At 61.3% G+C, this 19,757-nt stretch carries 14 protein-coding genes; 4 read left to right on the forward strand and 10 right to left on the reverse strand.

Going from position 1 to position 19,757, the window contains the following annotated elements:
* Positions 1–138 precede the first annotated feature (138 nt).
* Together cysS and JBO08_RS09600 are read right to left on the reverse strand one after the other, a co-directional pair.
* Complete coding sequence (cysS, locus tag JBO08_RS09595; protein ID WP_065873448.1) at positions 139–1,527, reverse strand: cysteine--tRNA ligase; 1,389 nt, start codon at positions 1,525–1,527, stop codon at positions 139–141.
* A gap of 37 nt (positions 1,528–1,564) precedes the next feature.
* Entirely contained in the window at positions 1,565–3,265 is a 1,701-nt protein-coding gene (locus JBO08_RS09600) for a glutamine--tRNA ligase/YqeY domain fusion protein (RefSeq protein WP_065881835.1), read from the reverse strand.
* Positions 3,266–3,513: 248 nt separating this feature from the next.
* Between JBO08_RS09600 and JBO08_RS09605 the strand changes: the two genes are divergently transcribed.
* Complete coding sequence (locus JBO08_RS09605) at positions 3,514–4,017, forward strand: peptidylprolyl isomerase (RefSeq protein ID WP_065873450.1); 504 nt, start codon at positions 3,514–3,516, stop codon at positions 4,015–4,017.
* On the forward strand, positions 4,014–4,763 hold the full coding sequence (gene lpxH / locus JBO08_RS09610) for a UDP-2,3-diacylglucosamine diphosphatase (RefSeq protein ID WP_065890745.1): 750 nt from the start codon (positions 4,014–4,016) through the stop codon (positions 4,761–4,763). The genes JBO08_RS09605 and lpxH overlap by 4 nt, the downstream gene beginning before the upstream one ends.
* A gap of 80 nt (positions 4,764–4,843) precedes the next feature.
* On the opposite strand, the gene JBO08_RS09615 is transcribed toward lpxH, so the two are convergent.
* The 7 genes from JBO08_RS09615 to JBO08_RS09645 all read right to left on the reverse strand — a co-directional run bounded on the left by JBO08_RS09615 (position 4,844) and on the right by JBO08_RS09645 (position 15,809).
* Positions 4,844–6,373 carry a DHA2 family efflux MFS transporter permease subunit gene (locus JBO08_RS09615; RefSeq protein ID WP_065910979.1) on the reverse strand — a complete coding sequence of 510 codons (1,530 nt, stop codon included), beginning with the start codon at positions 6,371–6,373 and terminating at the stop codon, positions 4,844–4,846.
* Positions 6,373–7,572: an efflux RND transporter periplasmic adaptor subunit gene (locus tag JBO08_RS09620; protein ID WP_065873453.1), complete on the reverse strand. Its 1,200-nt coding sequence runs from the start codon at positions 7,570–7,572 to the stop codon at positions 6,373–6,375. Before JBO08_RS09620 ends, JBO08_RS09615 begins: the two co-directional genes overlap by 1 nt.
* Positions 7,573–7,587: 15 nt before the next feature.
* Positions 7,588–9,039 (reverse strand): efflux transporter outer membrane subunit, encoded by a 1,452-nt coding sequence (locus JBO08_RS09625; RefSeq protein WP_065946332.1) that lies wholly within the window; start codon positions 9,037–9,039, stop codon positions 7,588–7,590.
* Positions 9,036–9,509, reverse strand: a complete 474-nt coding sequence (locus JBO08_RS09630) for a MarR family winged helix-turn-helix transcriptional regulator (protein WP_065881829.1) — start codon at positions 9,507–9,509, stop codon at positions 9,036–9,038. Before JBO08_RS09630 ends, JBO08_RS09625 begins: the two co-directional genes overlap by 4 nt.
* 186 nt (positions 9,510–9,695) lie before the next feature.
* Positions 9,696–13,367 carry a translocation/assembly module TamB domain-containing protein gene (locus JBO08_RS09635; protein WP_220075218.1) on the reverse strand — a complete coding sequence of 1,224 codons (3,672 nt, stop codon included), beginning with the start codon at positions 13,365–13,367 and terminating at the stop codon, positions 9,696–9,698.
* Positions 13,367–15,094 (reverse strand): autotransporter assembly complex family protein, encoded by a 1,728-nt coding sequence (locus tag JBO08_RS09640; RefSeq protein ID WP_065881825.1) that lies wholly within the window; start codon positions 15,092–15,094, stop codon positions 13,367–13,369. The genes JBO08_RS09635 and JBO08_RS09640 overlap by 1 nt, the downstream gene beginning before the upstream one ends.
* A 64-nt stretch (positions 15,095–15,158) precedes the next feature.
* A complete protein-coding gene (locus JBO08_RS09645) occupies positions 15,159–15,809 on the reverse strand; it encodes an N-acetyltransferase (RefSeq protein WP_065873458.1) in 651 nt (216 codons plus the stop codon).
* Between the two features lie 169 nt (positions 15,810–15,978).
* On the opposite strand from JBO08_RS09645, the gene xthA reads away from it, so the two are divergent.
* Positions 15,979–16,791, forward strand: a complete 813-nt coding sequence (xthA, locus tag JBO08_RS09650; protein ID WP_065873459.1) for an exodeoxyribonuclease III — start codon at positions 15,979–15,981, stop codon at positions 16,789–16,791.
* 127 nt (positions 16,792–16,918) lie between these two features.
* A complete protein-coding gene (locus tag JBO08_RS09655; protein ID WP_220075217.1) occupies positions 16,919–18,250 on the forward strand; it encodes a substrate-binding domain-containing protein in 1,332 nt (443 codons plus the stop codon).
* 131 nt (positions 18,251–18,381) lie between these two features.
* Here the strand turns inward: JBO08_RS09655 and JBO08_RS09660 are convergent, their stop codons facing one another.
* On the reverse strand, positions 18,382–19,611 hold the full coding sequence (locus JBO08_RS09660; protein WP_065873461.1) for an acyl-CoA dehydrogenase: 1,230 nt from the start codon (positions 19,609–19,611) through the stop codon (positions 18,382–18,384).
* Positions 19,612–19,757: the final 146 nt, after the last annotated feature.

Genomic DNA, 19,757 nt, shown 5'->3' on the forward strand with positions numbered 1-19,757 from the left:
GAGGGCTCCCTCAAGATGTGTAGATACCTATGCTCATCGCAGGCAAGCCAGCTCCCACAGTGGATCGAGTGAAACGTTAAACAGTGTGCAAAAAAACGCCCCGAACCAGTCGGGGCGTTTTTGTTCAGCGTTTACCGATCAGGCCTGATCAGCCAACCGCCACGTCGTCCCACCCTTGCCGTCTTCCAACACCACACCCATCGCGGTCAGTTGGTCACGGATACGGTCGGACTCCGCCCAGTCTTTATTGGTACGAGCAGCCAGACGCGCCTGGATCAGCGCATCCACTTCAGCCGCATCCACACGCCCTTCGGCGCCGGCTTGCAGGAAGTCATCGGCTTCCATCTGCAACACGCCCAGCACGCTGGCCAGCTCTTTCAAGCGTGCCGCTAGACCCGCCGCCGCGTCGAGATCGCTCTCGCGCAGGCGGTTGATCTCACGCACCATCTCGAACAACACGGCGCAGGCTTCCGGGGTGCCGAAGTCGTCGTTCATGACTTCGGTGAAGCGGGCCACAAAGGCTTCGCCGCCAGCCGGCGCCACGGCGGGCAGGCCTTTCAACGCGTGGTAGAAACGTTCCAGGGCGCCTTTGGCGTCCTTGAGGTTGTCTTCCGAGTAGTTGATGGCGCTGCGGTAATGGCTCGACACCAGCAGGTAACGCACGACTTCCGGGTGGTACTTTTCCAGCACGTCGCGAATGGTGAAGAAGTTGTTCAAGGACTTGGACATCTTCTCGCCATTGATGCGGATCATGCCGCAGTGCATCCAGGCGTTGGCGTAGGTCTTGCCGGTGGCGGCTTCGCTCTGGGCGATTTCGTTTTCGTGGTGCGGGAACTCGAGGTCGCTGCCGCCGCCATGAATGTCGAAAGTTTCGCCAAGGCAGCAGGTGGACATCACCGAGCATTCGATGTGCCAGCCCGGACGCCCGGCGCCCCACGGCGACTCCCAGCTCGGCTCGCCGGGCTTGGTGCCTTTCCACAGCACGAAGTCGAGCGGGTCTTGCTTGGCTTCGTCGACTTCGATGCGGGCGCCGATGCGCAGGTCTTCGATTTTTTTGCGCGACAGCTTGCCGTAGCCCATGAATTTGGCGACGCGGTAGTACACGTCGCCATTGCCTGGGGCGTAGGCGTAACCCTTGTCGATCAGGGTCTGGATCATCGCGTGCATGCCCGGAATGTGGTCCGTGGCGCGTGGCTCCATGTCCGGCTTGAGGATGTTGAGGCGCGCCTCATCCTCGTGCATCGCGGCGATCATGCGCTCGGTCAGCGCGTCGAACGACTCGCCGTTTTCATTGGCGCGGTTGATGATCTTGTCGTCGATGTCGGTGATGTTGCGCACGTACGTCAAGTCGTAGCCGCTGAAACGCAACCAGCGGGTCACCAGGTCGAAGGCAACCATGCTGCGGCCGTGGCCGATGTGGCAGTAGTCGTACACGGTCATGCCGCACACGTACATGCGCACCTTGTTGCCATCCAGCGGTTTGAAGACTTCTTTGGTCTTGCTGAGTGTGTTGTAGATCGTTAGCACGACATTTCCTTCTTTCTACGCAAAGCCGCCAAAGGCTTCACTGGCCCCACGAATCACGCAAGGTCACGGTACGGTTGAATACCGGCTGACCGGGTTTCGAGTCCTTGATATCCGCGCAGAAGTAACCTTCGCGCTCGAACTGGAAACGGTCTTCCGGCTGTGCGTCGGCCAACGAGGGCTCCGCACGACAACCCGTGAGTACTTGCAGGGAGTCAGGGTTGATGTTGTCGAGGAAACTCGCGCTGTCTTCGGCCTTTTCAGGGTTCGGCGAGCGGAACAGACGATCGTACAAGCGCACTTCGCACTCGATGCTGGCAGCCGCAGGCACCCAGTGGACCACGCCCTTGACCTTGCGGCCTTCAGGGTTCTTGCCGAGGGTTTCCGGGTCGTACGAGCAACGCAGTTCGACGATGTTGCCATCGGCGTCCTTGATCGCTTCATCGGCACGGATCACGTAGCTGCCACGCAGGCGCACTTCGCCGTTTGGCTCCAGGCGCTTGTAGCCTTTTGGCGGTTCTTCCATGAAGTCATCGCGGTCGATGTAGATTTCACGGGCGAACGGCAGCTTGCGCACGCCGAGTTCTTCTTTTTGCGGATGACGCGGCAGTTCGAGGTGCTCGACTTTGTCTTCCGGGTAGTTGGTGATCACGACTTTCAACGGACGCAGCACACACATGGCGCGCGGGGCGTTCGCGTCGAGGTCCTGGCGGATGCTGAATTCGAGCATGCCGAAGTCAACCACGCCGTCGGAACGGTTGGTGCCGACCATGTCGCAGAAGTTGCGGATCGACGCAGGCGTGTAGCCACGACGGCGGAAGCCCGACAGCGTCGACATGCGCGGGTCATCCCAGCCATGCACGTGCTTTTCATCGACCAGTTGCTTGAGCTTGCGCTTGCTGGTGATGGTGTAGTTCAGGTTCAGGCGGCTGAATTCGTACTGACGCGGGTGCGCCGGTACCGGCAGGCTGTCGAGGAACCACTCATACAATGGGCGATGGCTTTCGAACTCCAGGGTGCAGATGGAGTGGGTGATGCCTTCGATGGCGTCGGACTGACCGTGGGTGAAGTCGTAGTTGGGGTAGATGCACCACTTGTCACCGGTCTGGTGGTGATGGGCATGGCGGATGCGGTACATGATCGGGTCGCGCAGGTTCATGTTCGGCGAGGCCATGTCGATCTTGGCACGCAGTACGCGAGCGCCGTCCGGGAACTCACCGGCGCGCATGCGGGCGAACCAGTCGAGGTTCTCTTCCACCGAACGGTCGCGGAACGGGCTGTTCTTGCCCGGTTCGGTCAGGGTGCCACGGTATTCCTTGGCTTGCTCCGGGGTCAGGTCGTCAACGTAGGCCTTGCCGGCCTTGATCAGCTCGACCGCCCAGTCAAACAACTGGTCGAAATACTTGGACGCATAGCGCACTTCACCGGACCACTCGAAACCCAGCCACTTGATGTCGCTTTCGATGGCGTCGATGTATTCCTGGTCTTCCTTGGCCGGGTTGGTGTCGTCGAAACGCAGGTGCGTGACGCCACCGAACTCCTGGGCCAGGCCGAAGTTCACACAGATCGACTTGGCGTGACCGATGTGCAGGTAGCCGTTGGGCTCTGGCGGGAAGCGGGTGACGATCTGCGTGTGCTTGCCCGAATCCAGGTCCGCCTGGATGATCGGGCGCAGGAAATTGACCGGGACGGCAGGTCCGGCCTTGGCATTCGAGGTAGGGTCGACAGTGGGCTTGCTCATAGGATCCTTGAACAGACAAGTACGTGGCCGGGCTAGGCCGACAAAACAAAGGCGATATCATAGCCGATGCTGTCAAGCACCTGACAGAGAAGCACTGAAAACGGCTGCATTTATTGCATAGGCGGTAAAAAACCACCTCGAAATTCCTGCAAGGCACGCTAAACTGCGCGTCTTGGCCGCAATTTCGCCACACCGGTCGTGGTGCCCAGGCACCCAAACCCACGAATTCCCTGAAAAGAGTAGTGAACATGACTCAAGTCAAACTGACCACCAACCACGGTGACATCGTCATCGAGCTGAACGCCGAGAAAGCCCCGATCACGGTCGCCAACTTCATCGAGTACGTTAAAGCCGGCCACTACGAAAACACCGTTTTCCACCGTGTCATCGGCAACTTCATGGTCCAGGGCGGCGGTTTCGAACCTGGCATGAAAGAAAAGAAAGACAAGCGCCCAAGCATCCAGAACGAAGCGGACAACGGCCTTTCCAACGACAAGTACACCGTCGCCATGGCCCGTACCATGGAGCCGCATTCGGCCTCCGCGCAGTTCTTCATCAACGTGGCCGACAACGCGTTCCTGAACCACAGCGGCAAGAACGTGCAGGGCTGGGGCTACGCGGTATTCGGCAAAGTGACCGAAGGCCAGGACGTCGTTGACAAGATCAAAGGCGTGCAGACCACCAGCAAAGCAGGTCACCAGGACGTGCCGGTAGAAGACGTTATCGTCGAGAAAGCCGAGATCGTTGGGTGATATTGCTGATTTCAGACTTGCATCTGGAAGAGGAGCGCCCGGACATCACCCGGGCGTTTCTGGATCTGCTCAATGGCCGCGCCCGTGGCGCCCAGGCGTTGTACATTCTGGGGGACTTCTTTGAAGCCTGGATTGGCGACGATGGGATGACACCGTTCCAGCGCTCGATTTGCGCGGCTCTACGCGAGCTAAGCGACAGCGGCACCCCGATTTTTATCATGCATGGCAATCGCGACTTCCTGATCGGCAAGGCGTTCTGCACAGCAGCCGGTGCCACCTTGCTCAAGGACCCGAGTGTCGTGCAGCTCCATGGCGAACCTGTGCTGTTGATGCACGGCGACAGCCTGTGCACCCGCGACGTCGGCTATATGAAGCTGCGGCGCATCCTGCGTAACCCGATTGTGCTGTTTATCCTGCGCCACCTGCCGTTGCGCACCCGGCACAAGCTGGCGCGCAAGCTGCGCAGTGAAAGCCGTGCGCAGACGCGCATGAAGGCCAACGATATTGTGGATGTGACGCCCGAAGAAGTGCCGCGGGTGATGCAGCAATTTGGCGTGCGCACCCTGGTCCACGGCCATACTCACCGCCCCGCCATTCACAAGTTGCAGATTGGTGAACAGGCGGCCAAGCGTATTGTGCTGGGGGATTGGGATAAGCAAGGGTGGGCGTTGCAGGTGGATGAGCACGGGTTTCAATTGGCGGCGTTTGATTTTGTGAACCCGCAATTGGCGTTGCCCGGCGCCTGAACCGACTGCACCTGGCTGGCTTTTTGTAGTGAGCGAGCTTGCCTCGCGCGGGCAAGCCCGCTCACTACAAAAACGCCGAACTAGTGGCCTGAGGCTTCCGGCCCAGCCTTGGCGCCAAACGGCGGCTTGGCCAACCACACCAGCAACATCAACCCCATGAACATCCACCCCAGCAACGTGAAGTAATCCACGGTGGACATCATGTACGCCTGGCTGGTGAGGATCTGGTCCAGTTGCGCATACGCCTTGTGACCTGCCCCACCCAGCGCCTGCAACGCATCGCGGGTCGCCGAGTCGTAGGTGGTCATGTTTTCGCTCATGTACGCATGGTGCTGGTCCGCCCGGCGAATCCAGATCCAGGTGGTCAGCGAGGCCGCAAAGCTGCCGCCCAGGGTCCGCAGGAACGTCGCCAGGCCCGCACCGTCGGCAATCTGGTTGGGCGGCAGGTCGGACATCAGGATGCTCAAGGTCGGCATGAAGAACAGCGCCACGCCGATGCCCATGAACAGCTGCACCATCGCGATGTGCGTGAAGTCCACCTCATTGGTGAAACCCGCACGCATAAAGCAGCTCAAGCCAATCGCCAGGAACGCCAGGCCTGCCAGCAGGCGCAGGTCGAACTTGTGCGCGTATTTGCCGACAAACGGCGACATCAGCACCGGCAGGATGCCGATCGGCGCCACCGCCAGGCCCGCCCACGTGGCCGTGTAGCCCATCTGGGTCTGCAACCATTGCGGCAGGATCAGGTTGATGCCGAAGAAGCCTGCGTAACCCAGGATCAACACGATGGTGCCGATGCGGAAGTTGCGGTAGGCGAACAGCCGCAGATTCACCACCGGGTGCTTGTCGGTCATCTCCCAGATGATGAACACCGCCAGGGCAATCACCGAAATCGCGGCACCAATGATGATGAAGTTGGATTCAAACCAATCCAGGTCATTGCCCTTGTCGAGGATGATCTGCAAGGCGCCAACCCCCACGATCAGGCTCAGCAGCCCCACGTAGTCCATGGGTTGGTAGCTGGTCTCCACCGGGCGTTTCTTCAGTTGCGAACGCACCACCATCACCGCAAAGATGCCGATGGGCACGTTGATAAAGAAGATCCACGGCCAGCTGTAGCTGTCGGTGATCCAGCCGCCGAGGATGGGACCGGCAATCGGCGCCACCACCGTGACCATCGCCAATAACGCCAGGGCCATGCCGCGCCTCGCCGGTGGGTAGACCGCGATCAGTAGCGTCTGCGTCATCGGGTACAGCGGCCCGGCCACCAGGCCTTGCACGACCCGAAAGGCGATCAGCTCGGGCATCGAGGTGGAAATACCACAGAGGAACGACGCCAGCACAAACAGCATCGTCGCCCACAAAAACAGCTTCACCTCGCCAAACCGGCGGCTCAGCCAACCGGTGAGTGGCAACGCGATGGCGTTGCTCACCGCAAACGAGGTGATGACCCAGGTGCCCTGCTCCGAACTCACGCCGAGGTTGCCGGAAATAGTCGGCAGCGCCACGTTGGCGATGGTGGTGTCGAGCACCTGCATAAAGGTCGCCAGCGACAGGCCAATAGTGGCCATCAACAGGCTGGGTGGCGTGAAGGAGGCGTTATTGCTCATCAGCGTTGCGCAGCCTTGGGCGCGGCGGTGCTGTTGTCATGGATCAACTGGTTGATCATGGCATCCGCCTCGGCCAATTGGCGGTCATACACATTGGTGGTGAACGACGCCTTTTGCGGCGCCTGTTGCGCCAGGACCGGGCCGCTCTGGTCGTGCAGGTCCACATTGACCACGGTGCTCAAGCCCACGCGCAGCGGGTGTTTGGCCAACTCGTCGGCGTTGATGTGGATGCGCACCGGCACCCGTTGCACGATCTTGATCCAGTTACCGGTGGCGTTCTGCGCCGGCAGCAGGGCAAATGCGCTGCCGGTACCGGCGCCAAGGCTGTCCACGGTACCACTGTACTTTACGTCACTGCCGTAAATGTCCGACTCGATGTCCACCGGCTGGCCAATGCGCATATCGCGCAGTTGGGTTTCCTTGAAGTTGGCGTCGATCCACAGCTGGTTGAGTGGGATCACCGCCATCAACGCCGTGCCGGGTTGTACGCGCTGGCCCAGTTGCACGGTGCGCTTGGCCACGTAGCCGGTGACCGGGGCAATCAGGGTGCTGCGTGCATTGGTCAGGTACGCCTGGCGCAATTGCGCGGCGGCGGCCTGCACGTCCGGGTGGGACGAGATCACGGTGTCATCCACCAGCGCGTTGCTGGTCTTGAGTTGCTGCTCAAGGTTGGTCAGGGCGTTTTTCGCCGCCGTCAGGCTGTCACGGGCGTGGGACAGTTCTTCCTGGGAAATCGCCCCGCCCTGGGCCAGGGTTTTACGGCGGTTGAAGTTGTCCTGGGCCGTTTGCACATCGGCTTTCTGCGCATTGACCTGGGCCTTCATGCCGTCGACGTTGCTGTACAAACCACGCACCTGACGCACCGTGCGGGCCAGGTTGGCCTGGGCGCTTTGCAGGCCGACGGCCGCGTCGTTCGGGTCGAAGTTGATCAGCACCTGGCCTTCATGGACCAAATCGCCATCGTCGGCGCCGATGCTCACCACGGTACCGGTCACCAGCGGGGTGATTTCCACCACGTTGCCGTTCACATAGGCGTCGTCGGTGCTTTCGTTGAAGCGGCCGTAGAGCTCATACCAGCCCCACACGCCGACGATACCGAGGATGACGATCAGTGCCAGGCCGATCAGCATCACTTTGCGTTTGCGTGGGTTGTTGTCCTTGGTTTGTTCAGTTGCGGTGTTGCTGTCGGCAGTGGCCATGACAAATACCTCAAATTATTCCGAGCGGGTGGCTGGGGTGGTCGCGGCCACATTGTTGGCCTCGTATCCGCCACCCAGGGCCTGCATCAATTGAATCGACAGATCGATCTGCGCAGCATTCAGGCTCGCCAACTGACGCTGGGCCTGCAGCAACTGCTGCTCGATGCTGAGCACATCCAGGTAGTTACCGATGCCGGAGCTGTAGCGTTGAACGCCGGTGTCGTAGGACTGCTGGGCAATGTCCGCGGCGTGTTGCTGGGCCTGGATCTGCCGGCCGGTGTCGCGCAGTTGCGAAAGGGTGTTGCCGATATCACCGAGGGCTTGCACCAGGGTTTTGTTGTACTGGGCCACGGCCAGGTCGTAGTCGGCGTCGCGGGCATCCAGGTCGGCGCGCAGGCGGCCGCCGTCGAAGATCGGCAGCGAGATCGTCGGCGCGATATTGAAGAAGCGGCTGGCCGAACCAAACATCGCGTCCCCCAGCAACGACTCGGCCCCGGCGCTCGCGCTCAGGTTGAGGTTGGGGTAGAAGCGGGTTTTGCTCGCGTCGATATTCTTGCCCGCCGCCTCGACACGCCAGCGCGCGGCGATCAGGTCCGGGCGACGGCCCAGCAGTTCAGCCGGCAGCACTGAAGGCACGGCGACTGCGCTGGGCTTCAGCACGTTGGGACGGGCCAGCTCGTTGCCACGGTCCGGGCCTTTGCCGAGCAACACCCCCAGGGCGATTTTTGCGCTCTGCAGTTGTTTTTCCGCATCGATCAGTTGCGACTGGGAGCTGGCTTCCAGGCTTTCGGTTTGTTGGTACTGGTACTGGCTGTCAATGCCCGAGTCCAGGCGGCGTTTGCTCAGGTCAAGCATCTGCCGGGTGCGTTTGAGGTCGTCATTGGCCAGGTCACGCACGATATGCGCCTGGCCCAAGTCGCTGTAGGCCTTGGCGACGTTGGCGGCCAGGGTCAGGCGCGCGGCCTGTTGATCAACCTGGGCGGCGCGTGCCTCGCCCAGCGCGGCTTCCCAGGCAGCGCGCTGGCCGCCCCAGAGGTCGAAGTTGTAGTTGAAGCTGGCACCGATGTTGCGCACGGTCGAATAGGCATCGCCTTCGCCGCGAGGGTCCTGGTCTTTGGCCAGGCGCGAGCGGCTCACACCGGCGCTGGCATCCAGGGTCGGCATGCGCTCGGCATTGGCGGCGTAGGCGGCGGCTTCGGCCTGATGGGCACGGGCGCTGGCGACTTGCATGTCGGGGCTGTTTTGCAGGGCTTCCTGGATCAGGCCGTCGAGCTGCGGGTCGCCAAGGCTTTTCCACCAGTCGGCGCTGGGCCAGGCGGCACTCGACAAGGCCACGCCACTCAAGGACTTGCCGGTTTGCAGGGTATTGGCGTCAAGGCGCTTGCCCTGGGTGTCGAGGCCGCTGTAATTGGCGCAACCGGCCATGCTCATGGCCACCAGCACCAGGCAAAGGGCGCGTGTGTTCATTGGTTACCTACCCGCTGGATAGTGATCGGATCACCTGCAGCTATCAGAATTTTCTTGAGGATCTTTTCCAGGGTTTCCAACTCACCCGGCTCCAGTGCGCCGGCCAACTGGTTCAACGCATCGGCGCCGATGAACGGCAGCATGTCTGCCAGGCGCTGGCCGTCCGGGGTGAGCACCAGCTGCACTTGGCGTCGATCCAGCTCTGAACGCTTGCGGCCCAGGAGCCCCTTATGCTCCAGGCGGTCGAGCATGCGCGTCATTGAACCGCTGTCCAGAGACAGGTGGCGGCACAGCTCAGCCGGGGTGTCGACGCCAAACTGAGCCATGATGATCAACACCTTGAACTGCGCGGCGGTGATGCCGTGGGGTTCCATGTGGGTGTCGATGATGCGGTCTTTGAGGATTGCGGCACGCCCAAGCAAAAGCCCGAGGTGGCAGTTGTGGAAGTTATCCGGGGTGAAGTGTTTCATCGGAAGTCACCTTATTACTGCCTAGGCAGTGAATGTGTGACGAGATATTACTGCTTAGGCAGCGAATGTCAAATGGAATAGTTAGCTTGCTTTGTAATTACGCGACGAGTGGTTTGGAAGGCAGACACAATGTGGGAGCCAGCGCACACATAAGCCAGCTCCCACCGTTTTGAACAGTGCCGGGTTTTAGAAATCGCGTTTGTAGAAGATATCCAACGAACTGGCCACACCACTCGCCACCTCCAGGTACACCTTCTTGCTCAACAAATAGCGCAAGGCGATGGTACTGGCCGGTTCGAACACCCCTACCCCGTAACGCAGGCTGAGCTTTTCGGTGATTTTGCCGCTGGCGACCACGGCGGTGTTGTTGCCGCTGCCCTGGGTATCCAGGTCGAAATCCTGGATGCCCAACTTGGTGGCAAGGTCCGAGGTCACCCCGGCGCTGCCCATCAACCCCAGGCCCAACGCCGCCTGGGCAAGCATGTTGTTGTCTTCACCGGTGGAGCTCAGCGGACGGCCCAGCACCAGGTAGGACAGCGCCTGTTCCTGGCTCATGGCCGGTTCGGAGAAGATTTGCGTGGTGGGCTGCTCGGCGCTGCCGCTCAGGCGGATACCGGCGATGACATCGTCGGTCTTGCGGATCGCTTCGACATCGAGATACGGCTGGTCCAACGGACCGGCGAACAGCAGCCGTGCACGCCGCACATCGAGCCGCTGCCCGTAGGCGCGGTAGCGGCCATCGTTGAGCCACAGCTCGCCACGGGTGTCGAGGTTGTCGCCGATGTGCACCTGGCCCTGCACCTTGGCGGTGAGGCCAAAGCCCGAGAAGTTGAGCTTGTCTTCACCCACCACCACGTTGATGTCCATGGCCATCGCCATCGGCGGCTTGCCCTCTTCGGTCTGGCTGCCCACGATCACGGTGTCATCCGAGACCTTCACGGTGGACGGTGGCAACTCGCGCACGATGATATCGCCTCGCGGGATGTGCACGTTGCCGGCGACGGCGAGCTTGTCATTCTTGAGGGTGATTTTCAGGTCGGGCGCCACTTCCAGCACGGCATAAGGTTCAACCGTGACCGGTAACTGCGAGCCTTGCAGGCTGAGGTCCACCACCAGGGCCTGGCCCCAGTCGATCTGCCCTTTGAGGCTGCCCTGCCCGGCTTTGCCGCTGCGCCAGCCGCCGTTGAGCTGCACGCTTTCACCGGCGATCAGCGCCTGCACGTTCAGGCCTTCCAGACTAATGGGCAGTTCCGGACCGGAAATCTCACCGCCCACCAGGTTCACGCTGCCGTTGACCAGAGGTGCCAACAAGCCACCGGAGATGCGCCCGTTGCCATTGAGCTTGCCGCTGAGGGTTTCCACCATCGGCACAAACGGCCGCGCCACCGCGAGGTCCAGGCCGGCAAGGGTGAACGTGCCCGTGATCGGTTTGTTCTTCGGCAACGGGTTGATCTGCGCTTGCACCATCAGCTCGCCGAGCTTGCCGCCACGGAAGTCCAGCTGGGTGTCGATACGCTTGGGGTTGAGCGTGGTTTCCAGCTTCAGCGTGTCATAGGGGAAATCCAGCCACTGGTCCTTGTCCTTGACGCGCAAGGTGCCACCGCTGGCGTCAACCGAAACCACGCCTTTGGGGCCGCTGTCCGGCAGATCGAGCTGCAGGTCGGCGTTGAGCTTGCCCTTCCAGGCGAAATCCTTGGGCAAAAACGCCGCCAGGCTGTCGATGGGAAATTGCTTGAGGTGGTAGCGCAACTTTGGCTCGGGCATCAGCCGCTGGTCTTCGCCGCACAGGCTGGCAGGGCCGGAGACCCAGCAGTGTGCGGCAAACGTCAGCTTGCCATCGGCCATGCGTTCGATCTTCGCTGGTGCTTGCAGCTTCCAGTCCTGGCCGCCCGCTTGCACATCACCACTGGCGAGGCGCCCGCGCCAATTGCCTTTGTCGAGGTTGCCATCCAACGCCAGGGCCAGCTTGACCAAGGGGCCGGCCAGGTCCAGTTGGACCTTCTGGTTCTTGATATCGCCCTGGGCGCTGGCCGTCAGGGTGCCGACCTGAGTGTCACCGCTTTGAATGCCGCTGCCCTTGAGGTCGATCCTGGCGCGCTGGGCGTTATCGAGGCTGGCGTCGAGGGTAAGACTTTGCAGGCGATTGTCGGCGAACGCCAATTGCTGGCCTTTGAGGCCGAGCTTGCCTTGGGGGGCCTTGAGGCTGCCGGCCACGTCGAGTCGGCCATTAACCTGCCCGCGCAACTGCGGCCACAGCTGGGCCAGGCGCGCCAGCTTGATATCGATCTGCCCAGCCAGGCGTTGTTGCAGGCTGCCGCTGCCGTTGATGCGGTTGTCGCCCAGGCGGATATCCAGGTTGGCCAGGGTCCACTGCTCGCCCGCGCCTTCGGCCTTGGCCGCCAGCACGGCAGTTTGCCCGCGCAGGCGACCCTTGAGGTCGAGGTCGGCATTCAGCTTGAGCTGCTCGTTCTTGAACTCGCCCTTGCTGCGCAGGGGGCCGGCCAGGGTGCCGGGCAGTTCAGCAACCCAGTACGCCGGGTTCAGGGCCGACAGGTCGAGCGCGGTGTCCCAGGCGATGCCGTCAGCGAATTGCAGGTTCAAGTGGCCTTCGGCCTTGCCTTGGCCGGCGGTGAGTTTCAGCTCGGGCAGGAAGACTTGCTTGAGGTCGCCACTGAACGGCGTGACCACATTGAACTTGCCCGCCGGGCCGTCGAGGTCGGCCTTGAGGTTGCCCAGGTAGTTACCGTCTTTGTAGGAGACCTCACCGTTAAAGGTACGCAGTGCGACTTGCGGCTCGTCGATAACCGGATAGAGACGATGCCAAGGGAAGTCCAGCCAGTCGATCCTGGCGTCGGCGCTGAAGCCTTGTTGCCAATCCAGTTGGGCCGTCAGCTTGAGGCTTTGCTTGTCTCCGGCATTCAGGTCCAGGCCGGCGATCTGCGCGCCCTTGGCGTCAACCCGGCCTTGCAGCAGCACATCCACCGGGCCTTTTTCCGCAGGGAGCACGGCCTTGCCCAACAATTGGTAGCCGCGCTTCAAGTCACCTTTAGCGGTGAGATCGAGTTTGTTGAGTTGCAAGGTGTCCGGTAGATCGGCGCTGGGCTTGAAACCGTCGGCGGTGATGTGCAATTGGGCCGGGAGGTTTTCTGCCAAGGGTTGCAGTTCGCCCGTGAGCTTGGCTGGCAGATAGCCGCTGCTGTCTGCATCAAGCTTGAGCGTCTTTAACAAATCCCCATCAATCTTCAACGCCACCGCCCAAGGTGCACCACCTGGCGCATACGGCAGGCTTACATTCCCAGTCGCGGTCAGCGGCCAATCGCCGGTGGGTTGCAGCAAGCCGGCCAAGTCCAGTACCAGATCATCGCGTTGCAGGTGCACAGAGTCGATCTGCAGGCCGGCAGCCGTCCAATGCGCCGCCAATTGCAGGCCCTTGAGTTCTTCGCTGCCGTTGAACAGCAGGCGACCGACGCGAACGTCGCCCAACTGGATCGCTACCGGCAGTTTCAGGTCGGGTAACTGGATCGGACCGCTGCTTTCCTCAGTGCCCGGCGGAAATTGCAGGCTGACCTGGTCCACGTCCAACCGATTGATGCACACCGTCATGCGCAACAGGCAGGCGGGCGACCAATCCACGGTCGGTGCCTGGAGTTCGACGCGGCTGCTGTCTTGCTGCCACAGCAGGTGGTCGGCGCTCCACTGGTCGCCCAAATGCCCCTGGAAATTCTCTACGCTCAAACCCGGTACGCGGGCCAACGCCCAGCGGCTGCCGGCCTGGGTGCCGAGTAACGCCCACAGCGCCAATAACAGCACGGCGAGGATGGCAACCACGGCCAGCCCCGCTCTTTTCACACCACGCATCACAGCTCAGGCCCCATGGAAAAGTGCAATCGAACGCCGCCCGGATCTTCGAGGGCGTGGGCCAGGTCAAGGCGGATCGGGCCGACCGGCGAGACCCAGCGGATACCGACGCCGACGCCGGTTTTCAGGCTGGGCAGGTCCAGGGAATTGAACGAGTTGCCTTGGTCGATAAACGTCGCGATCCGCCATTTCTCGGCGATGGAATATTGATACTCGGCGCTGAGGGCAACCATGTAGCGGCCACCGATGCGGTCGCCGCGGTCGTTCTCGGGCGACAGCGTCTGGTACTCATAACCGCGCACGCTCTGGTCACCACCGGCAAAAAAGCGCAACGACGGCGGCACCGATTTGTAACCGTTGGTGGCACTGCCGCCGACCTGGGCGCGGGCCAGAAAGCGGTGGTTGTCCCACAAGGTGGTCAGGCCCTTGACCATGGCCGTGCCGTAAAGCAGGTTGGTGTCGGAGCCCAAGCCCTCTTTGGCGACCTTGGTGTCGAATTGCAGGCGGTAGCCGTGGTGCGGGTCAATGCGGTTGTCGCTGCGCAGGTAGGAGTAGCTGATCCCCGGCATCACCAGGTTACTCAAGCCGGAGTCGTTGCCCAGGCGATATTCTTCACGCTGATACTTGAGCGAGATTACCCGGGTCCAGCCGCTGGGCAACTTGCTATGCCACTCGGGGCCGAGGGTGAGCAATTTACTCACGGTGTCGGTGTTGGCGATTTCTTCGTTCTGATAGCCACCGGCGAAGCGCAGTTTGTCGGTGAGCGGGGGGTCGAGCGGAATGTCGTACCACAGGCCGACGTTCTGTCGCGGCGCCGACAGCTCGGCTTCCCAGCCATAGCTATGGCCCTGGGGGTTGACCCAGTGACGGGTCCAGTTGGCTTTGCCGCGCGGGCCAACGTCGGTGGAAAAACCAAGGCCCAGCCCCATGGTGCGGGGCTTGCGGGTCTCCAGGCGCACAGCCACCGGGATGATGTCATCCGTCGAGGCGGCCGGCGCAGCGTCCACGCGCACGCCTTCGAAAAAGCCGCTGGCTTGCAGGTTCTGGTTGAGTTCGGCGATCAATTCGGAATCGTAGGGCGTGCCGCTTTTGAACGGCACCATGCGTTGCAGCAGCTCTTCGTCAAACGGCGTGTCGCCGGCAAAGCTCACCTTGCCCAAGGTGTAGCGCGGGCCGCTGTCATAGATGAGTTCGATATCGGCGACGCCCGCCTGCGGGTCCACCGACAGCTTCTGTTTGGTAAAACGCCCGCTGAAGAAACCGTAGCGCGAGGCCTGGTTCTGGATCAGCCGCTTGGCATCTTCGTAATGGCCGTGGTTGAGCACGGCGCCGGATTTGAGGTCGTCGCTGACGGGCACGCGAAAGGCCTTGAGGTCTGCGGCTTGGCCGTCGACCCGTATGGTCACGTCTCGCAAATGCACCGGCTCGCCGGGGTCGATGGTGAGGATCAGGCGCGGGTTCTTGCCGCCCTTCACATCACTTTCGATCTGTGGCTGATAGAAGCCCAGGGCCTGGGCTGCTTTTCGCGCCTGCTCCTCGGCGCCACGGCTGAACCGCAGCAAGGCCTCTTCATCACGATCGCCCACCCCGCCGATGTAGCCTTCGATGTTGGCTTTCAACGCATCGTTTGAGGGCTTGATCCGCACGTCCAGTTCGCTTTGCGCCAACGCGCCGCAGCTTGTGAACAGCAGAATCAAGCCGCTGGTAAATCTTCCTGGAAACTTCATAGGCGCGGATGCTACACGAGCTGGAGAGCACTTTAGAACTCGGAAAATTCTGAAAAATTCTGCATCAAGCCGTTGCAGCATGTGACGACTGCGGGTTGGGATGAAAAAACACGTGCTCCACGACAGGTCCTACAGCGACTTCACCGATCTCTTCATACCCCTGGCGCTTATAGAAATCCAAGTAGCGCGAATTGCCGGTGTCCAGCACCACACCGGATGAGTGCGGGTCGTCGGCACACCAGTTGTGCACCGCCTCAAGCAACTGCTCGCCGTAGTGTTTGCCCTGGAATTGCGGGTGAATACCCAGCAGCGGCAGCACATGCACCGACTCACTTGGCAGGCACGCCAGCACCGCATGGTGGTAGTCGAGGTAACGCCGCGTGCCGCGCACGCCGGTGCTCAGCCACATACGGATTTGCCAGGCCCAGCTCTCGGTAATCCCCAGGCGCCGCTGCGGGGGAGCGATCAGGGCGATGCCGATGAGCCGGTCATTGACGAACAGGCCGATGGCCGGAAGCTTCTGGAAGAAATGCTGCTTGACCAGTTCGCGCACGGTGGCGCGCACTCGCTGCTCATAACCTGAACGTTCCGCTTCAAAGATATAGGCAAATGTTGGCTCATGCCGATAGGCCTGGTACAGCAGGGAACGGGCCTCACGGGAATAGCCGCTGTTGAGCAAGCGGATTTCGCCAATGGCGGTCGAAGTGTCTGGCATACAGTGAATCTCCCTGGGCACCGCTCAGAAGGCGGCGTTCTTATGGGTACGAACCCACGCAGCACGAGTCGTTCCCAGACATTAGCAGCGCAACTGCCCTACCGCCACGCTGGCCCCCGTCCGACTTGTCGGCTAGCATCGCCCTTTTGCCAGGACTGGACTGCCGACCATGAAAATCGTCTCCTTCAATATCAACGGGCTGCGCGCCCGCCCTCATCAGCTGGCGGCGCTGATCGAGAAGCACCAGCCGGATGTGATCGGCCTGCAGGAAACCAAAGTCCACGACGACCAGTTCCCGTTGGCCGAAGTGCAAGCTCTTGGCTATCACGTGTACTACCACGGGCAAAAAGGCCATTACGGTGTGGCGCTGCTCTCGCGCCTGCCGGCGTTGAGCCTGCACAAGGGTTTTGCCACCGACGAAGAAGACGCCCAGCGCCGGTTTATCTGGGGCACCTTCGCCGACGAAAACGGCCAACCGGTCACCATCATGAATGGCTACTTCCCTCAAGGCGAAAGCCGCGACCACCCGACCAAGTTCCCGGCCAAGCAACGCTTCTATGAAGACTTGCAACAGTTGCTGGAAAGCCAGTTCCGCAATGACCAGGCGCTGGTAGTGATGGGCGACGTGAATATTTCCCCGGAAGACTGCGACATCGGCATCGGCGCCGACAACGCCAAGCGCTGGCTCAAGACCGGCAAGTGCAGTTTCCTGCCCGAAGAACGCGAATGGATGGCCCGCCTGAAGAACTGGGGCCTGGTCGACAGCTTCCGCCACCTCAACCCGGACGTGGCCGACCGCTTCAGCTGGTTCGACTACCGCAGCCGTGGGTTTGAAGATGAGCCCAAGCGCGGGCTGCGCATCGACGTGATCCTGGCGTCCAATGGCTTGCTGCCAAGGGTCAAGGATGCGGGCGTGGATTACGATCTGCGCGGGCTGGAGAAGCCGTCCGACCATGCGCCGATCTGGCTTGAATTGAGCTGACACCCCCCTTCAACGTGGGAGCTGGCTTGCCTGCTCCCACAACTGGACCCCTGGCTTATCAGTCATATTTCTGCAACCGGCCTGACTTATTCTCGCGGCACTCCCTTTGGCTTAAGAAGGTGCCGGCATGATGCTGCGCGTTCTGTTTCTGCTGGCACTCTTTCCTCTCTACGCTGCTTCCGCCCCCCTACCCGCTCCCGATCAAGGCCCTGCATTACGCATCCAGGGTTCCAATACCATTGGCGCGGCGCTGGGGCCCGCGCTGGCCAAGGGGTTGATGGAACATCAGGGCCTGCAGGCGGTGCGCATTGAACCGGCGCAAGGTGACAATGAACAGCGCGTGACCGGCAAGACGCGCCAAGGCAAGACCGTGTCGATCGAGGTCGCTGCCCACGGCTCCAGCACCGGTTTCATGGCGCTGAAAAAAGCCACGGCCGACCTGGCAGCCTCGTCCCGTCCGATCAAGGACAGCGAACTGGTCGACCTCGAACCCCTCGGCGACCTGAAAAGCCCCGAAGCCGAACAGGTGATCGCCATCGACGGGCTGGCCATCATCCTCAACCCGCGAAACCCGTTGAACACCCTGAATACCGAGCAACTGGCGCAGATCTTCAATGGCGAAATCAGCACGTGGGAAGCATTAGGCGGCATCGGCGGGCCGATTCATTTGTATGCGCGCGATGATCAGTCCGGCACCTACGACACCTTCAAGGAACTGGTGCTGCGCTTGCGTGGCAAGCCGCTCGGCGCAGGTGCCAAACGCTTCGAGTCCAGCGAACAGCTGTCCGACGCGGTCAGCCAGGACCCTCAGGGCATCGGTTTTATCGGCCTGCCTTATGTGCGTCAGGCGAAGGCGGTGGCGATTGTGGATGGCGACTCGCACCCCATGTTGCCGCTGAACAGCCTGATTGCCACCGAGGATTACCCGCTGTCGCGACGGTTGTTTTTCTACCTGCCGCCATCGGGTCATAACCCGTGGGCCAAGGCACTGGTGGACTTTACCCAGAGCAGCAAGGGCCAGGCGATTGTGGCGGCCAACGGGTTTATCGCGCAGCAGGTACAGGCGATCGCCGTCGAGCCGCGCGCGTCGATGCCCGAGGACTATCAGGCCATCGCGCGTGACGCTCAGCGTTTGACCGTGAATTTTCGCTTCGAAGAAGGCAGTGCCAGCCTGGACAACAAGGCGCGCCAGGATTTGCAACGGGTGGTGGCGTATCTGAAAAGCCACGACAAGCTGGATAAGCAGGTGACATTGGTGGGGTTTGGTGATGCCAAGAATGACCCGCAACGGGCGGCGTTGTTATCTAAGTTGAGGGCGATGGCGGTGCGTCGGGAGCTGGTGAAGAACGGTGTGGTATTGCGCGATATTCGTGGGTTTGGGGCACAGATGCCGGTGGCCGCAAATACGGCGGATGAAGGCAGGATCAAGAATCGGCGGGTGGAGGTTTGGGTGTACTGAACCTTGGGTTTTGGGTTGTTCAGACTGGCCTCATCGCGGGCAAGCCCGGCTCCCACATTAGACCGTGTTCTCCTTAAAAACTCGGTCGAATGTGGGAGCCGGGCTTGCTCGCGAATGCAGGCGACGCGGTGTTACTGCCCGCTGCGCATTAACTCTTTAGGCACATACTTGCCAATCTCAAACTTGCCAATCGCGGCGCGGTGCACTTCGTCCGGCCCATCCGCCAATCGCAGCGTACGTTGCATGGCGTACATATAGGCCAGCGGGAAGTCGTTGGAGACGCCCGCGCCGCCGTGGATCTGGATCGCACGGTCAATCACCTTCAAGGCCACATTCGGCGCGACCACTTTGATCTGGGCGATTTCACTTTTCGCGACCTTATTGCCCACAGTGTCCATCATGTACGCCGCCTTCAAGGTCAGCAGGCGCGCCATGTCGATCTCCATGCGTGAGTCGGCGATCTTGTCGATATTGCCGCCCAAACGGGCCAGCGGCTTGCCGAACGCGGTGCGGCTGACGGAGCGTTTGCACATCAACTCCAGTGCACGCTCAGCCATGCCGACGGAGCGCATGCAGTGGTGGATACGGCCTGGGCCAAGGCGGCCTTGGGCAATCTCAAAACCACGGCCTTCGCCGAGCAGCACGTTTTCATAGGGCACGCGCACATTGTCGAACAGCACTTCAGCATGCCCATGGGGCGCGTCGTCGTAGCCGAACACTGGCAGCGGGCGCACGATCTTCACGCCGGGGGTGTCCACCGGCACCAGGATCATCGAGTGCTGCTGATGGCGCGGCGCATCCGGGTTGCTCAGGCCCATGAAGATCAGGATCTTGCAGCGCGGGTCGCAGGCGCCGGAGGTCCACCATTTCTTGCCGTTGATCACCCATTCGTCGCCCTGGCGCTCGGCGCGGGCAGCCATGTTGGTGGCGTCCGAAGACGCTACGTCCGGTTCGGTCATGGCGAAGGCTGAGCGAATTTCACCACGCAGCAGCGGCGCCAACCAGCGTTGTTTTTGCGCTTCGTTGGCGTAGCGCACCAACACTTCCATATTGCCGGTATCAGGGGCGGAGCAGTTGAACGGCTCCGGGCCCAACAGTGAGCGACCCATGATTTCGGCCAGCGGCGCGTATTCAAGGTTGGTGAGGCCAGCGCCCAGTTCGGATTCCGGCAGGAACAGGTTCCACAGGCCTTCGGCTTTGGCGCGGGCCTTCAGCTCTTCCATGATTGCCGTGGGCTGCCAGCGATCACCTTCGCTGACCTGGCGTTCGAACACCGGCTCGGCCGGGTAAACGTAAGCATCCATGAATGCAGTGACGCGTTCACGCAGTTCCTGAACCTTGGGCGAATAAGCGAAATCCATGAGCAGCTCCCTTCTCTGAGAGGTTGTTTAGGTCATGCAATCGATGCTAGAACAGCGTTGATAATTTACCTAGCCTATTCTCGGCGTGTATTAACATTCATCACCGATATATGATCGGCCTATCGGCACCCTAACAATAAGAGCGC

Origin of the sequence: Pseudomonas sp. LAP_36 (genome assembly GCF_019456785.1) — a bacterium.
Taxonomy (GTDB): domain Bacteria; phylum Pseudomonadota; class Gammaproteobacteria; order Pseudomonadales; family Pseudomonadaceae; genus Aquipseudomonas; species Aquipseudomonas tritici.

Bases quoted from the DNA above. Each gene is read 5' to 3' on its own strand.
- JBO08_RS09630 (WP_065881829.1), bottom strand. From the start codon at position 9,509: ATGAAACACTTCACCCCGGATAACTTCCACAACTGCCACCTCGGGCTT.
- JBO08_RS09640 (WP_065881825.1), bottom strand. From the start codon at position 15,094: ATGAAGTTTCCAGGAAGATTTACCAGCGGCTTGATTCTGCTGTTCACA.
- JBO08_RS09625 (WP_065946332.1), bottom strand. From the start codon at position 9,039: ATGAACACACGCGCCCTTTGCCTGGTGCTGGTGGCCATGAGCATGGCC.
- JBO08_RS09600 (WP_065881835.1), bottom strand. From the start codon at position 3,265: ATGAGCAAGCCCACTGTCGACCCTACCTCGAATGCCAAGGCCGGACCT.
- JBO08_RS09620 (WP_065873453.1), bottom strand. From the start codon at position 7,572: ATGGCCACTGCCGACAGCAACACCGCAACTGAACAAACCAAGGACAAC.
- xthA (WP_065873459.1), top strand. From the start codon at position 15,979: ATGAAAATCGTCTCCTTCAATATCAACGGGCTGCGCGCCCGCCCTCAT.
- JBO08_RS09605 (WP_065873450.1), top strand. From the start codon at position 3,514: ATGACTCAAGTCAAACTGACCACCAACCACGGTGACATCGTCATCGAG.
- JBO08_RS09645 (WP_065873458.1), bottom strand. From the start codon at position 15,809: ATGCCAGACACTTCGACCGCCATTGGCGAAATCCGCTTGCTCAACAGC.
- JBO08_RS09615 (WP_065910979.1), bottom strand. From the start codon at position 6,373: ATGAGCAATAACGCCTCCTTCACGCCACCCAGCCTGTTGATGGCCACT.
- JBO08_RS09635 (WP_220075218.1), bottom strand. From the start codon at position 13,367: ATGCGTGGTGTGAAAAGAGCGGGGCTGGCCGTGGTTGCCATCCTCGCC.
- JBO08_RS09655 (WP_220075217.1), top strand. From the start codon at position 16,919: ATGATGCTGCGCGTTCTGTTTCTGCTGGCACTCTTTCCTCTCTACGCT.
- JBO08_RS09660 (WP_065873461.1), bottom strand. From the start codon at position 19,611: ATGGATTTCGCTTATTCGCCCAAGGTTCAGGAACTGCGTGAACGCGTC.